General features: G+C 65.6%; 8 protein-coding genes and 1 pseudogene. 5 read left to right on the forward strand and 4 right to left on the reverse strand.

The window, feature by feature from the left end:
* Positions 1 to 67: 67 nt before the first annotated feature.
* Together ilvA and ACK56M_RS15890 are read right to left on the reverse strand one after the other, a co-directional pair.
* Positions 68 to 1,627: a threonine ammonia-lyase, biosynthetic gene (gene ilvA, locus ACK56M_RS15885; protein ID WP_081013950.1), complete on the reverse strand. Its 1,560-nt coding sequence runs from the start codon at positions 1,625 to 1,627 to the stop codon at positions 68 to 70.
* A gap of 181 nt (positions 1,628 to 1,808) precedes the next feature.
* On the reverse strand, positions 1,809 to 2,240 hold the full coding sequence (locus ACK56M_RS15890) for a PACE efflux transporter (RefSeq protein WP_003259966.1): 432 nt from the start codon (positions 2,238 to 2,240) through the stop codon (positions 1,809 to 1,811).
* A gap of 193 nt (positions 2,241 to 2,433) precedes the next feature.
* Between ACK56M_RS15890 and nrfB the strand changes: the two are divergent.
* The 4 genes and pseudogenes from nrfB (at position 2,434) to ACK56M_RS15910 (ending at position 9,664) form a co-directional block, all read left to right on the forward strand.
* Positions 2,434 to 4,608, forward strand: a pseudogene (gene nrfB, locus ACK56M_RS15895) (cyclic di-3',5'-guanylate-activated glycosyltransferase NrfB).
* Positions 4,605 to 7,610, forward strand: a complete 3,006-nt coding sequence (locus ACK56M_RS15900) for a phage receptor (protein ID WP_015270559.1) — start codon at positions 4,605 to 4,607, stop codon at positions 7,608 to 7,610. Before nrfB ends, ACK56M_RS15900 begins: the two are co-directional and overlap by 4 nt.
* Entirely contained in the window at positions 7,610 to 8,449 is an 840-nt protein-coding gene (locus ACK56M_RS15905) for a DUF4434 family protein (protein ID WP_217190110.1), read from the forward strand. The genes ACK56M_RS15900 and ACK56M_RS15905 overlap by 1 nt, the downstream gene beginning before the upstream one ends.
* 123 nt (positions 8,450 to 8,572) lie before the next feature.
* Positions 8,573 to 9,664 carry a diguanylate cyclase domain-containing protein gene (locus ACK56M_RS15910; protein ID WP_411958776.1) on the forward strand — a complete coding sequence of 364 codons (1,092 nt, stop codon included), beginning with the start codon at positions 8,573 to 8,575 and terminating at the stop codon, positions 9,662 to 9,664.
* 116 nt (positions 9,665 to 9,780) lie between these two features.
* Here ACK56M_RS15910 and ACK56M_RS15915 read toward each other — a convergent pair whose 3' ends face one another.
* Together ACK56M_RS15915 and ACK56M_RS15920 are read right to left on the reverse strand one after the other, a co-directional pair.
* Complete coding sequence (locus tag ACK56M_RS15915) at positions 9,781 to 11,079, reverse strand: ATP-binding protein (protein WP_013972839.1); 1,299 nt, start codon at positions 11,077 to 11,079, stop codon at positions 9,781 to 9,783.
* Between the two features lie 6 nt (positions 11,080 to 11,085).
* Positions 11,086 to 11,787 (reverse strand): response regulator transcription factor, encoded by a 702-nt coding sequence (locus ACK56M_RS15920; protein ID WP_003259958.1) that lies wholly within the window; start codon positions 11,785 to 11,787, stop codon positions 11,086 to 11,088.
* 273 nt (positions 11,788 to 12,060) lie between these two features.
* Between ACK56M_RS15920 and ACK56M_RS15925 the strand changes: the two genes are divergently transcribed.
* Positions 12,061 to 13,236 (forward strand): efflux RND transporter periplasmic adaptor subunit, encoded by a 1,176-nt coding sequence (locus ACK56M_RS15925; protein WP_061304561.1) that lies wholly within the window; start codon positions 12,061 to 12,063, stop codon positions 13,234 to 13,236.
* The last annotated feature ends 6 nt before the right edge of the window (positions 13,237 to 13,242 follow it).

The following is a 13,242-nucleotide window of genomic DNA, read 5'->3' on the forward strand; positions in this document are numbered from 1 at the left end:
TGCGCCGTCCCTGTGGGAGCGGGCGTGCCCGCGAAGAGGCCCATACAGGCTGCATGAGGTTTGCGTATCAACCCAGGAACAGCTTGTACGCCGGGTTGTCGGTCTCATCCCAGTACCGGTACCCCATCTCATCCAGCGCCAGCGGCAACCCCGCCAACTCATCCCCCGGTACTTCCAGCGCCGCAAATACCCGTGCTTCTGCCGCGCCATGGTTGCGGTAATGGAACAGGCTGATATTCCAGCGCTTGCCAAGCCGCTCCAGAAAGCCCAGCAAGGCCCCCGGGCGCTCGGGGAATTCGAAGCGCAGCACCCGCTCGTCAGCCCCGGGCGCGGCATGGCCGCCAACGGTATGGCGCACATGCAGCTTGGCCAGTTCGTTGTCGGTCAGGTCCAGCACGCTGTAGCCCTGCTCACGCAGGCTGGCCAGCAACTGCTCACGCGGGTCGTGCAGTGGGTGTGTCTGCACCCCAACGAACAGCCGCGCCTCCTTGCCAGGGTAATAGCGGTAGTTGAACTCGGTGATCTGCCGCTTGCCCAGGGCCTGGCAGAAGGCGCGGAAGCTGCCGGGCTGCTCCGGAATGGTGACAGCGATGATCGCCTCGCGCTGCTCGCCCAGTTCGGCACGCTCGGCCACATGGCGCAGGCGGTCGAAATTGACGTTGGCCCCGGAGTCGATGGCCACCAGGGTCTGCCCCTGCACGCCGTCGCGCGCCACATATTTCTTGATCCCCGCCACGGCCAGGGCGCCTGACGGCTCGGTGATCGAGCGGGTATCGTCGTAGATGTCCTTGATCGCCGCGCACAGCTCGTCGCTGCTCACGGTCACCACTTCATCAACGAAGTGCCGGCACAACTCGAAGCAATGGGCGCCGATCTGCGCTACCGCCACGCCATCTGCGAAGGTGCCGACCTGCGGCAGGATCACCCGCTCACCGGCCGCCATGGCAGCCTGCAGGCAGTTGGAGTCCTCCGGCTCGACGCCGATCACCTTCACCTCCGGGCGCAGGTACTTCACATAAGCGGCAATACCCGCGATCAGACCACCACCGCCCACTGGCACGAAGATGGCGTCCAGCGCACCCGGGCGCTGGCGCAGGATTTCCATGGCCACGGTGCCCTGCCCGGCGATCACATCCGGGTCGTCGAACGGTGGCACGAAGGTGGCGCCTTCGCTGTCGGCCAGTTTCAGCGCATGGGCCAAGGCATGGGGGAAGCTCTCGCCGTGCAGCACAACATGGCCACCTCGCGAACGTACCCCTTCCACCTTCAGCGACGGCGTGGTGGTAGGCATGACGATGGTGGCCTTCATGCCCAGGTGCGATGCCGCCAGGGCCACGCCCTGGGCATGGTTGCCCGCAGAGGCGGTGATCACCCCGCGCTCGCGCTGCAGGGTACTCAGCCGTGACAGGCGGGTATACGCACCGCGGATCTTGAACGAAAAGGTAGGCTGCAGGTCTTCCCGCTTCAGCAATACCTGGTTGCCCAGGCTGGCAGACAACGCAGGCGCAACTTGCAAAGGCGTTTCGATGGCCAGGTCGTACACCGGGGCGGCAAGAATGCGCCGCACCTGCTCCGACAGCAGTTGCTGGGGGGTGACGGTAGAACGAGGGCTGACGAAGCTGGTCATCGATGACTCCTTGGCTGTGTTCACGTTGCCCAGGAGTCAGAGAGAAGAAACCCGCCTCCAGGGCGGGTTCGGTGCACGTACGCGCTAGCCCGCCAAACTGATAATGGCGGTAATAATAATGGCGTTGACGTGCTGGAAAGTTTTCATGGGGTAGGAACTTAGCCGGTAGCGCAGCACAAAGTCAACACTTGGCCTGCTGCGCCGAAAGCGGCACATCGAACACCTTGTCGAAGCCCCACTGGAAGACAAACGCATAAACGAAGAAAAACACGAACAACGCCAGGTTGGTCAGCAACGCCGCCCACAGGCTGACATCCAGCCAGTACGCCACCAGCGGCAGCAGGATCAGCACCAGCCCGCCCTCGAAGCCCAGCGCATGCAGCAGACGCCGCAGGAAAGTGCGCTCACGCCGGTGCTGGCGCGCTTCCCAGCGTTCGAACACCCAGTTGTAGGCCATGTTCCAGCTCATCGCGATGCCCGACATCAGCACCGACAGCACGGTCGACTGCGCCATGCCGGCACCGAACGCCAGCTCCAGCGCGGGCGCCACGCAGGCGACGGCGATGGCCTCGTAAAGGATGGCCTGGACGATCTTGCGTGCCTTGCCTTGCATGTTCAGCTCCCTGGGTAAACGACCTGTAAAACTACAAGAAGTGGCCCACAAGAAAAAGCCTGAAATTTGGACAACCCCGCGTTCGGCTGCTTGTATCTATCCAGTACAAACGGCAGCAAGTCGTACAACTTCGTCCAGGGAATCGAACGAGGATAAAGACGATGGCCCACCCCTTCCTGTCGGTGACCGGCAAATGAGCCTGGTATTCATCGACTTCCTCACCTACGTGCTGTTCGGCCTGAAGATCCTCGCGATCATCCTGGCCTCGCTGATGTTCCTGCTGGGTCTGGATGATCTGTTCATCGACCTGTGCTACTGGGGCCGCAAGCTGATCCGGCGCTTTCGCATCTACGACAAGTACGAGAAAGCCGACGAAAAACGCCTGTTCGAGGTACCGGAGAAACCGCTGGCCATCATGGTCCCGGCCTGGAACGAAGTGGGCGTGGTGGGCGAGATGGCGCGCCTGGCTGCCTCGACCATCGACTACGAGAACTACCAGATCTTCGTCGGCACCTACCCCAACGACCCGCAAACCCAGGCCGATGTCGACGCCGTGTGCCTGCACTACCCCAACGTGCACAAGGTGGTCTGCGCCCGCCCCGGCCCCACCAGCAAGGCCGACTGCCTGAACAACATCATCGACGCGCTGCTGCGCTTCCAGCAGGACGCCGGCATCGAGTTTGCCGGTTTCATCCTGCACGACGCCGAGGACGTGATCTCGCCCATGGAGCTGCGCCTGTTCAACTACCTGCTGCCGAACAAGGACATGATCCAGATCCCGGTGTACCCCTACGCACCGGAATGGAAAGGCTTCACCGCCGGCCACTATGTCGACGAGTTCGCCGAAAACCACGGCAAGGACGTGATCGTGCGCGAGGCCCTGACCGGCCAGGTGCCCAGCGCCGGGGTCGGCACCTGCTTCAGCCGCCGCGCCATCAGCGCGCTGCTCGAGGACGGCGACGGCATCGCCTTCGACGTACAGAGCCTCACCGAAGACTACGACATCGGCTTCCGCCTGAAGCAGAAGGGCATGAAGTGCATTTTCGCCCGCTACTCCATCACCGACCCGGCGCTGACCCTGAAGCAGGAATGGCGCCCGGGCATGAGCCGCGAATTTTCCCAGGTGATCTGCGTGCGCGAGCACTTCCCGCGCGACTGGCAGCATGCCATCCGACAAAAGTCGCGGTGGATCGTCGGCATCGTGTTCCAGGGCACCAGCAACCTCGGCTGGAGTCGCAAGGGCGCGCTCAACTACTTCCTCTGGCGCGACCGCCGCGGCCTGTTCGCCTACCTGCTGAGTTTCCTGGTCAACCTGTTGCTGCTGGTGTTGCTGGCCATGTGGCTGGTCACGGTGATTGCGCCGGAGTCGTGGCGCTTCATGTCGATCCTCAGCGACAGCTGGCTGCTGACCACCTTGCTGTGGCTGAACGGGCTGATGCTGTTCAACCGCTTGTTCCAGCGCGCCTGGTTCGTCACCCGCTTCTATGGCATCGGCGAAGGGCTGCTGTCGGCACCGCGGATGATGTGGAGCAACTTCGTCAACTTTTTCGCCAACCTGCGTGCCCTGCGCCAGGTGATGGAAATGGGTGACTCGCGGCGCGTGGCCTGGGACAAGACCACCCACGAATTCCCCGCCATCGCTGCCCCCGCCCGCACGCCGCTGGGTCAGCGCCTGGTGGCCAAGGGCCTGATCAGCGACGAACAACTGCAACAGGCGATCACCAGCCCGGTACGCCGGCGCCTGGGCCGCGAGCTGCTGCTGCGCGGCTGGCTGAATAGCGAACAGCTGGTCGCCACCCTGGCTGAGCAGATGGACCTGCCCTGGGCGCCGCTGAACCCGTTCAAGCTCGACCCGCAGCTGATCGCCAAACTGCCGCGCAAGCTGGCGACGCACTATGGCGTGCTGCCGGTGGCCGAAGACGGCGACACGCTGGTACTGGCCAGCGAAAGCCCGGTGAGCCAGGTGTCGCTGGGGGTAATCAGCCGCCACCTGAAGCGCCCGGTCAGCGCCCGCCTGGCGCCCCAGGGCCGGGTGACCCTGGGCCTGCGCTACCACTACCCAAGCCCCTGGCAGAAGCCGGAAACCCGCGACATGCTGGCCATCCTCGAGCGTCACCAGGACGACGAAGTGCTGCTGGAACAGGTCAGCCATCACTAGGTAATGCTCGGCGCCCTGCTGCAGGTGCGCGGCATGGTCCCGGTCACTTTGTTCAACCAGGCGCTGATCGACTTCGACCCGGAACACCAGAGCCTCGGCGAGCACCTGATCGCCCGCGGCATCATCACCGAGCAGGTGCTGCAGCAGGCGCTGATCGAACAGGCCAGCGAACAGCAGGCCGCCTTTGACCTGACCCGGGAGGTGGCATGAAGCCGCGCTTTTCCCTCACCTTCACTGGCTTGTTGCTGTGTTCCGCCGCCCTGCCCTGCGCCGCTTCGGCGCCGATGACCGACTTTCAGCGGTTCACCAGTTACCCGTTCATGGAGCGCAGCTACCGCGAAGCGAAGAAGGACAACTGGGCCGAGGTCGAACGCCTGACCCGCCACGTGCTGGGCCGGGTGCCGAACAACGACGAAGCGCGTGCACTGCTGGTGGAGGCACTGGCTCATCAGCGCCGCTACAAGGAGGCCGAAGCCCTTGCCGAACAACTGGGTGACAGCCCCGAACACGCCAACGCCCTGCTGGAACTACGCTTGACCTGGATCGAACAGGACCCACCGCCGGCCAGCCAGGTGGAACAATGGCTGGCCAGCAGCGACGGCGCTCAACGGGTTCGCCTGTGGCAGGCCTACAGCCTGAGCCTGGCCAGATTCGGGGGTGCTGCCAGGGCGCTGGACTGGCTCAACCATCTGCCGCCACAGGGCGACGGCCAGGTTCTGCGCCTGGCCCGAGCCAACTTCGCCGAACAACTGCGCAACTGGAAGGAAACCATCGAGCAGTTACAGCCGCTGGCCGAGCAAGGCCAATTGCCTGCGCAGGACTGGCAGCGCCTGGCCAATGCGTATATCCAGCAGGTGGATGAAAAAGGGTTGAACGCGCTGTTGCCCAGCGCCCCTTCCCCCGAAGCAGCCAACCAGGCCCGCCTGGCCATGGCCAACCGCGCCATCGCCGTCGGCCAGAACCAGCAGGCCCGGCATTGGCTGCAGGCACTGCCCGCCGAGCAGTTGAACCAGCCCGAGCAGCGCCAGCAACTGTGGGAGCTGGCCCGCGCAGGCGACGACGCGCCGCTGGTGCAGCGCCTGAGCAACGAACTGCAACGCCCCTGCCTGGAAACCGTCGACTGGCTGTCGCGCCGCGACCCGCAGCTGGCGCGCGAGCAGTTCAAGGGCTGCACAGCCAGCACTGACCCAAAGGCCTACGCCGTGCTCAAGCAACGCCTGTACGGCGACCCGCCCCAGCCCCCGCAACCACGTACCGCCGCCGAGTGGGAGCAACGCTATCGGCAGAGCGGCGATATGGCCGCACTGGAGCAAGCTACCTTCCTGCTGATGCAGCAAGGCCATGACGAACACGCCCGGCAATTGCTGGAGCAGGCCTACGACCGCCACCAAGGCCGCCTTGCACCGTCGCTGCTGCAACGCCTTGGCAACCTGTATGCACGTAACGACGGGCCGCTGGACACCCGCCGCATGCTCGGCCTGGTCCCTCGGGTCGACGCCAGTACCCGGGCCCAGTTGCTCGGCCGCCTTGCCGAGGCTGGCCAGTGCGATGCCGTGCGCCAGGCAGTACCGGCCACCCCGAGCGAACCTGGCCAGTACCGCGCCCTGGGCCGCTGCGCCATGCCCGACCAGCCAGGCGAAGCGGTGGTCTACTACCAGGCCGCCGAGCGCCTGGGCGACAGCGGGAGCCGCCTGCCCCTGGCCTATGCCCTGGAAGCCGCTGGCGACTCCGAAGCGGCCCTGCCCATCTGGCGCACCCAGCCGGACAGCGCCTGGACCGACAACGCCCGCCTCACTGCCGCTCGCGGCGCGTTGAACGCCGGCGACGCACAAGCGGCCCGGCGCTATTGGGACGCCGCCGCACACGATAGCGCCGACGATTGGGCCCTGGGTGCCGCCATCGCCCAGCGCCAAGGCGATTACCAGGCGGCGCTGGGCTTCCAGCGCCAGGCCCTGGCACACAACCCGCGGGCCGACCACTACTACGCGGCCTCCAGCACCGCGCAACTGGCTGGCGACAGTGCCCAGAGCAGCGCCTGGCTGGCAGAAGCCGTGCGCCTGGCTCCCGACCAGCCACGCTACCGCGCCGACTACGGCATGCGCCTGGCCGGCTCGACGGACAAGGCCCAGCGCCGCCAGTCGATCCCCTACCTGGAACGCGCCACCCACGACTTCCCCGAGGACTACCGCCTTGGCGAGACGCTGGCCTTGCGCTACGACGAAGCCGAAGACAGCGCTTCGGCGCGCCGCGAACTGCGCCGCATCCTCGATGTGGAGCAGGACCTGGTCGACGGCGACGACGAATACGGCAGCCTGGAAGCGCGCAAGTACCGCCAGCGCCGCGCCCACGAAAGCCTGTCACGGCGCGACACCATCACCCTGGCCAGCACCTGGTCGCCGGCCGGCACCTCGACCAACGACAAGTTCCTCGACAATGGCCAGCGCAGCGGCACTTCGCGCCGCGCGCAATCGCAGAACGTGCAACTGGCCATGTGGGACCACGCCCTGGGCGAAGAGCCCAGCCGCAACGGCAGCACCCTGTCTGTGTATGGCCGCGTGCTGTTCGGTGGGCAAAGCCGCACCGACTACGCGCAAAGCATGGGTACCGGTGTCGGCCTGCGCTACAAACCATTCGGCCAGGCCAACCTCAACCTGTATGCCGAGCTGTACCACCAGCGTCAGATCGACGAGGAACACTACCGCGGGCTGAGCCTGGGCCAACTGCTTAGCCCCGCCAAGGTCGGCGGCAACTGGGGCGACCTGCGTCACCACGCCGAATCGAGCAACGACCTGCTGTTGCGGGCCACCGCTTCTTTCCTCGACCAGGGCGACTGGCGCAACGACTGGCGGGTCGATGAAGACGACTGGAACGAACGCTTCCTCTACCTCGACGCCGCCTGGTGGACCCGTGCCGGCGACCACGCCTGGCTGTCGCGCTACCAGCAAGGCCACGCCTGGAAGCTGCCGGGCAGCTCACCGCAAACCATCATGCCCTATGGTTTTGTCGAGTTTTCCAGCCAGGACCCGAGCAACGACTGGCGCCAGGACGCCCGGGCCGGGGTGGGCGTGCGCTGGCAATGGTGGTTCGATGACGACCGCTACAATGCCTACCGCGGTTCGCTGAAAGTGCGTGCCGAGTACCAGCAATCGCTGGGCGGCAATCTATACGAGCGCGCCAATGGCGTGCTGGTCGGTGCGGAGATGACCTTCTGATGCGTACGTTCCTGGCCCTCTGCCTGGTTGCCCTGTGCCTGCCAGCCAGCGCCGACCAGCGCCTGTTCTACCAACCCCTCAACCGCGACGCCAATGTCACCCCCGCCCAGTGGCAGCAACTGTGGCACGCCACCGTGGCCCAGGGCGGCAAAACCCTGATCGTGCAGTGGAGCGCCTATGGCGACAGCGATTTCGGCGGTGCCCGGGGCTGGCTGGCCGACAGCCTGCGCAGCGCGCGTGCCCAGGGCCTGCAACTGGTGCTGGGGCTGTACATGGACCCGGCCTATTACCAGCGCCTCGACGAACTGGACGGTGAAGGCCTGAACAGTTACTGGAAGGCGCAGCTGGGGCGCTCGCTCAGCCAGTACCGGCAACTGCGCCAGGCGTGGCAGTTGCCGGTGGACGGCTGGTACCTGCCCATGGAGCTGGACGACCATCACTTTCGCGGGGCCGAGCGCCGGGATGCCCTGCACAGCCAGTTGCAGGCCTTCAACCGGCAACTGGACAAGCCTTTGCACATCAGTGCTTTCAGCGCCGGCAAACTCTCACCGCGAGTCAATGCCGCATGGCTGGATCAACTGGCCGGGTTGGGCTTGACTGTGTGGTGGCAGGATGGCGCCGGGACCGGGCGCTTGCCCGCGTTGGTGCGCCAGGGCTACGAGCAGGCTTTGCCGTGCCGGGTTGGCGTGGTGCGCGAGGCGTTCCGCCAGGTGAGCGCGCCAGGCCAGGCGTTTCGGGCTGAGCCTGCCCAGCCGAAGCTGGGCGCCGGGTGCCATGCCGAGGCGGTGTTCGACCTGCGTTACCGGCCATGGGCCCGGGGTGTTCTGCCCACCAATTGAGTCCCCAGGCCTGGCCTCTTCGCAGCACAAGGCTGCTCCTACAGGAGAAATGCGTCACCTGTAGGAGCAGCCTTGTGCTGCGAAAGGGCCGGGACCGGCATGGTAGTACTCTCAGGAGCCCGAATGTTCAAGACCATCGAAGCCCACGTTCGCAAACAGGTCGCCCCCGCCGCCCTGCGCGCCGAGTTCCGCCAGCACGAATTCGAGCTCATGCGCCCGTTCTGCCTGCTGGTATTCTGCGTCAGCATTCTGATCTGGCTGGTTTTCGACCTGATCGTCAGCTTCCTCGGCGGCCAGGGTTTCACCTGGCTGTCCTATCTGTTCATCACCCTGCTCGGCAGCCTCACCGTGGTACTGCGGTTCACCCGTCGCAGCCATCACTTCGATGTACTCAACCTGCTGTTCATCGCCGCCATCACCCTGAGCATGCGCCTGGTGATCGAAGGCATCCCGGTGGCCCAGCGCCCGGTATGGCTGGTGCTCGGGGTGTCCACCGTGCTGTATGCCGTTTCGGTGCTACCGGTGCGGCGCTGGTCGTTCTTCTGCGCCATGGCCATCACCTGGGTGGTGCTCAACCCGTTCTACCACACCCGTATCGGGCCGGACGAACTCGAAGGCGCCATGCTGATCAGCTACGCGGTGTTCCTCAGCGGCCTGGTCATCTACAGCTACCTGCAGATGCGCAAGGCCAAGCTGCACAACTTCTACCTGTCCAAGGTGCTGCTGGACCAGGCCTATGTCGATGCCCTGACCGAAATCCCCAATCGCCGCTCGTTCATGGCCCAGGCCGGCCACCAGCTGCGCCTGGCCACGGCCGAGCAGTACCTGGCGATGATCGACATCGACAACTTCAAGCGGGTGAATGACCGTTTTGGCCATGACGTGGGCGATGAAGTACTCAAGCGCGTGGCCCTGCATATCAAGGCGAGCATGGCCGGTTACGAGTTTGCCCGACTGGGTGGTGAGGAATTCGCGATCTTTTTCCAGGGGCTGGACCAGCAAGGCGCCGAGCAACGAGTGGCGGCGCTGTGCCAACGAGTACGTGAAGATGTTGGCGAACACCCGGTAACCATCAGCATTGGCCTCACCCGGGTGGACCAGGGCGACAGCCTGACCACGGCGCTGGTGCGCGCCGACCAGGCGCTGTACGAGGCCAAGCACAGTGGCAAGGACCGGTTTGTGCTGTGGTCTGCCCGGCTGGCAGAAAGTGATTAGCAGGCCCGGCCTCTTCGCGGGCTCGCCCGCTCCCACAGGGACCGCACCGGCTTCGAACCCTGTGAATGCCCTGTGGGAGCGGGCAAGCCCGCGAAAGGGCCGGTACAGGCAGCCCATCACCCGGCAGGCAGGCGAATCCGGAACTGTGCACCACCCAGCGCCGACTGCGCCACGGTCAAGGTGCCACCTTGCCCCTCGATCGCCCGCCGGCTGATCGCCAAGCCCAGGCCAAACCCGCCGGTATTGCGGTCACGGCTACGGTCCAGGCGGTAGAACGGCTGGAAAATCCGCTCGCGCTCCTCCACCGGAATACCGATCCCGTCATCCTCCACCGTCACCAGGCAGGCGCCATCGTCTTCCAGGCGCAAGCGCAGCAACAGGCTCTCGTCGCAGTAACGCATGGCATTGCGCACCAGGTTCTGCACCGCCCGTGCCGTCAGCCGTGGGTCCAGCACAAAACGCGGCAGATCCCCCTCGGCCCGCACCTCCCACTGGATACCCCGGCCATCGAGTTCCTCGGCAAAGCCGCCGAGTACACTGTCGACCAGTTCCAGCAACGACACCTCGACCCGCTCGCGGGCCTGGTCGGCGTTGTACAGCCGGCTGTAGGACAACAGCTCCAGCACCAGCTCATCCAGCTCACGCACATGCCCCACCAGCTCCAGCAGGCGCTTGCGGCTGGCCGGCGGCACTTCGTCGAACAGCAGCACCAGGCCGAAATCCAGCCGGGTCAACGGCGTGCGCAACTCGTGCGACACCGCATTGAGCAGCTCGCGCTGCTGGTTCACGTGGCGTTCCAGGTCACTGGCCATGGTGTCGAACACCCCGGCCAGTTCACCGATGTTGGAGTGCGGCGAGATGTGCGTACGCTCGGCCATCTGCCCCTGACCCAGGCGCCGGGCGGTTTCCTTGAGGCGCTCCAGGTCGCGCCAGTGCGGCCATACCCACAGCAACAGGCAACCGAGCATCGCTGCACCGATCAGGACGGTCACACCCCACGACAGCACGTTGATATCCAGCGGGTCTGGCGGTGAGTGCAGACGCACCAGCCATTCCTTGTCCAGCGGCGCCAGCACCGTCTCGTAGTAGCCCCATTCGGCAATGCGCACGGCGTACAGGCCGTGCTCCAGGCGCGCCTGCTCGTCCTCGCTCAGGTCAGCCTGGTCCATGCGCAGCAGTTGCAGTTCCAGCGGCGCGAAATCACTGGCCAGCTCTTGCTCCACCGCCGGCCACTGCTCGCGCGGGGCCTGGCGGAACTGGCGCACGATCAGCGACTGCACGCCCTTGGCCTGGTCCAGGTTGTAGGCCATGAAGCGGTCCTGGAACAGGCCGACGATGGTGTCGGGGATGAACAACAGTGCACCGGCATAGGCAACGATGATCACCAGGTACAGCCGCACCAGAATCTTCAGCATGGGCGGTCAGCACTCCCACTCGACACGGCTGAACAGATAGCCCTTGCCCCACACGGTCTTGATCTTGCGCGCTTCGCCGGCGTTATCGTCGAACTTGCGCCGCAGCTTGGAGATGGCCACGTCCACCGAGCGGTCGGTGCCGTTGAACTCGATACCCCGCAGTTGCTGCAGGATGCGGTCGCGGTTCAGCACTTCGCCGGCATTGCGCGCCAGTACCACCAGCAGGTTGTACTCGCCGCTGGACAGCTCCACCTCTTCGCCACGCCAGCTCACGGTGCGCTCGGCCAGGTCGATGCGCAGGCCACCGATCAGGATCAGGTCGTTGTCCAGGCGCGGCTCGTTGACGCTGCTGCGACGCAGCAGGGTACGCACGCGGGCCAGCAGTACACGCGGCTCGCAGGGTTTGGTCACGTAGTCGTCGGCGCCCATTTCCAGGCCCAGGACCTGGTCGTGGCTGTCGTCGCGGGCGGTCAGCATCAGGATCGGCAGGCCCTGCGACTCCTGGCGCAGCAGGCGACACAGCTGCAGGCCGTCGATCCCCGGCAGCATCAGGTCGAGGATGACCAGGTCGGGCTTTTGCCGGCGGTACTCGTCAAGCACATGATCGCCACGGGCGATCACCTGGACATGGAAGTCGTTGCGTTGCAGGTAGCTGGCGATCAGTTCGGACAGGGCGCTGTCGTCTTCGACCAGGAAAATATTCGGCATAGGCGCTTGGGAATCTGGGTTGGGGTAAGACCTCACCGGCCTCTTCGCGGGCTTGCCCGCTCCCACAGGGACCCAACAGCACTTGAAAGCTGTGCAGTCCCTGTGGGAGCGGGCAAGCCCGCGAAGAGGCCGGTACAGGAATACTCAGGATATAGAACACTACAGGCAGACAGGATTGTTCTTCACACTTTTTCACACTCGTCCTACAGGTATTAACAGCCACGCAAGGAACGCCTGCCGTAGCATACCGGCGGTCATCATCGGAAGATCCGTATGTCTACTACCCTCCCCCCACGCTTGCGCCCGTTGGCGCTTCTGGCGCTCCTGAGCCTGTCCCTGGCCGGCTGCGACGACAGCCCCGAACAGGAAGAACAGGCTCCCACCCCGCAAGTGCGGGTGGAAACCCTGCAACTGCAGCCACTGGCCATCAGCAGTGAGCTCAGCGGCCGCATCCTCGCGCCGCGCACCGCCGAAGTGCGAGCACGTGTCGCGGGCGTTGTGCTCAAGCGGGTGTATCGCGAAGGCAGCGACGTCAAGCAGGGCGATGTGCTGTTCCTGATCGACCCGGCACCGTTCAAGGCCGACCACGACAGCGCCCGCGCCACCCTGGCCAAGGCCGAGGCCACCCTGTACCAGGCACGCCTGCAGGAACAGCGCTACCGCGAACTGGTCGACGACAAGGCCGTCAGCCGCCAGGAATACGACAACGCCAAGGCCAGCTACCTGCAGGCCGATGCCGCAGTGGCCGAGGCCAGGGCCGCCCTGGAACGCGCCCGCCTGAACCTCGGCTACGCCACCGTGACGGCTCCGATTTCCGGCCGTATCGGGCGCGCACAGGTCACCGAAGGTGCGCTGGTCGGGCAGAACGAGACCACGCCCCTGGCGACCATCCAGCAGCTGGACCCGATCCACGCCGATGTCACCCAGTCGACCCGCGAGCTCAACGCCCTGCGCCGCGCCATGCGTGCCGGCGAGCTGCAGCAGGTGGGCGACGGCCAGGCCCGGGCCACGCTGATCCAGGACGATGGCAGCACCTACCCGCTGCCGGGCAAACTGCTGTTCTCCGACATCAGCGTCGACCCCAGCACCAACCAGATCACCCTGCGCAGCGAGTTCCCCAACCCGGACCTCGACCTGCTGCCCGGCAGCTACGTGCGCGTGCGCCTGGAGCAGGCCGTGCAGCCCAAGGGCCTGAGCGTGCCGCAGCGCGCCATCCTGCGCGACAGCGCTGGCGTGCCCAAGGTGCTGGTGGTCGACCCGCAGGCCCGGGTCAGCGACCGCCAGGTAGTACTGGGCAGCGCCCAGGGCGACCGCTGGATCGTCAGCGAAGGCCTGGCCCCCGGCGAACGGGTGGTGGTGGAGGGCCTGCAACACGTCAAGGCCGGTGACCAGGTGCAGGTCGACAATGCATCAGGGGCATCGCCCATCGCACAGCACACTGGCCAGTGAGGGCCT

The organism is Pseudomonas sp. s4, assembly GCF_046764235.1.
GTDB lineage: Bacteria > Pseudomonadota > Gammaproteobacteria > Pseudomonadales > Pseudomonadaceae > Aquipseudomonas > Aquipseudomonas asiatica.

Bases quoted from the DNA above. Each gene is read 5' to 3' on its own strand.
- ilvA (WP_081013950.1), bottom strand. From the start codon at position 1,627: ATGACCAGCTTCGTCAGCCCTCGTTCTACCGTCACCCCCCAGCAACTG.
- ACK56M_RS15890 (WP_003259966.1), bottom strand. From the start codon at position 2,240: ATGCAAGGCAAGGCACGCAAGATCGTCCAGGCCATCCTTTACGAGGCC.
- ACK56M_RS15900 (WP_015270559.1), top strand. From the start codon at position 4,605: ATGAAGCCGCGCTTTTCCCTCACCTTCACTGGCTTGTTGCTGTGTTCC.
- ACK56M_RS15905 (WP_217190110.1), top strand. From the start codon at position 7,610: ATGCGTACGTTCCTGGCCCTCTGCCTGGTTGCCCTGTGCCTGCCAGCC.
- ACK56M_RS15910 (WP_411958776.1), top strand. From the start codon at position 8,573: ATGTTCAAGACCATCGAAGCCCACGTTCGCAAACAGGTCGCCCCCGCC.
- ACK56M_RS15915 (WP_013972839.1), bottom strand. From the start codon at position 11,079: ATGCTGAAGATTCTGGTGCGGCTGTACCTGGTGATCATCGTTGCCTAT.
- ACK56M_RS15920 (WP_003259958.1), bottom strand. From the start codon at position 11,787: ATGCCGAATATTTTCCTGGTCGAAGACGACAGCGCCCTGTCCGAACTG.
- ACK56M_RS15925 (WP_061304561.1), top strand. From the start codon at position 12,061: ATGTCTACTACCCTCCCCCCACGCTTGCGCCCGTTGGCGCTTCTGGCG.